Annotated in this window: 1 protein-coding gene; it reads right to left on the bottom strand. The window is 60.2% G+C overall.

Features of this window, described 5'->3' with window-relative positions; all coding sequences use genetic code 11:
• Positions 1–181 precede the first annotated feature (181 nt).
• Positions 182–1,604 (bottom strand): arylsulfatase (locus H5U08_RS18185; RefSeq protein ID WP_297036388.1); only part of this gene is annotated, 1,423 nt, incomplete at its 5' end.

The raw sequence follows: 1,604 nt of genomic DNA, 5'->3' as shown, positions 1-1,604 counted from the left end.
GGGGCACCCGATCCTCCAATCCACACAATGGAGGGACCCGCCTGTCGGGTCCGCCGTTGCACGTTGAATCATTAATTCCTTTTCCCCGGGCACGACAAGCGTGCCCCTCCGAAACGTCGCCCGGAGGGACCTGCCTGTCAGGTCCGTTCTCGGAGAGCCCCGCGAGAGGCACCCCCATCTCTTAACGATGGGCAGCCGTCGACTCCCCGCGACTGTAGCCGCGATCCCGATAGAGATTCAACAGCTCCGACAATTCCTTGACGATCTCCGGATGCTCGGCCGCCACATCCCGCGTTTCGGCAATGTCTTCCCGAAGATGATAGAGCTGGGGGTGAAACTGGTCCGCCCGCAGACGCAGCGCCCCCGGGCGGGTGTCGGGGTGATAAGTCCCTTCGATCCACTTCCACGGCCCGCGGCGAATGGCGAAATTCCCGTCGGCACTGTGAACGATCATATCCGGCCGGATCGGCGCGGCGTATGGTCGGTCGAGCCATGCCGGCAACATGTTGTAACTATCTTCAGCGGCAACATCCGGTGGAGGGAGTTCCTCGCCCACAATCGCCGCCACTGTGGCCAGCACGTCGGTGAGGCTCATCATTTCGTCGCACACGGTCCCTGCCGGCACATGCCCCGGCCAGCGCACGATGAATGGCACCCGAAAACCACCCTCCGAGACATCATGCTTTCCGCCTCGGAATGGTCCACATATGGCCAGTCCCGCCTTCAAAGCATTCGTCTCATCGCCCGGCAGCGTTGGCTTGTTCACCCCACCATTGTCACTTGTGAAAATGACCAATGTGTTTGGGGTAAAACCTTTTCTATCCAGCGCGTCCAGAACACGACCAACACTGAGATCCAGCTCGTGAATCCAGTCGCCATACGGGCCGGCGGCGCTCGTCCCTTTTGTTTCTGCGGAGGGCGTTATCGGGCGGTGGACCGCCACCGGAGTGAAATACAGGAAAAACGGCCTGTCGCCGGAGCGTTGCTCGATCCACTGGACGGCCCTGGCCGTCAGCGTGGGCATCACCTCCTCGTCCACGCGCTGGGGGGCATCCAGACCGAGATATGGCCGATTGTTGAAATTCCTGCCGACGTCCGCAGGATTGAGCTTATCCGAGCGAAGCCCGAACACCCAATGGTTTTCCACATAAACCCCGGTCACATCTCCGTGATTGGAGGGAACGGCGAAATGATAGTCAAAACCGATCTCCAGCGGACCGGGTCGTAATTCTTTGGTGTAATCGGTCCGCGGCCCGGTGCCATATCCAAGATGCCACTTTCCAATCGCCGCCGTCTCGTACCCGTGCTTTTTCAGCATGGAGGCCAGATTGAGCCGGCCGGGCTCGATCAGAAGAGGCGAAAAAACGCTCGCCACCTCGTGTTTCAGCCACGTTCGCCAGCAATAGCGCCCGGTGAGAAGGGCGTACCGCGTCGGTGTGCAAACAGAGGATGGCGTGTTGGCATCGGTGAAACGTCTCCCTTCACGGGCCAACCGATCGATGTTGGGGGTTCGCACAAGGTTGGCCGGCGCCCCGTAACATCCCACGCTGCCATAACCCAGGTCATCGGCAAGAATGATAACGATGTTTGGGTACTCAGCCCCT

The sequence above is a fragment of the Thermogutta sp. genome (genome assembly GCF_014359955.1).
Lineage (GTDB): Bacteria > Planctomycetota > Planctomycetia > Pirellulales > Thermoguttaceae > Thermogutta.
Note: the sequence above shows the minus strand (reverse complement) of the source record. Positions and strands in the feature narration are given on the sequence as shown.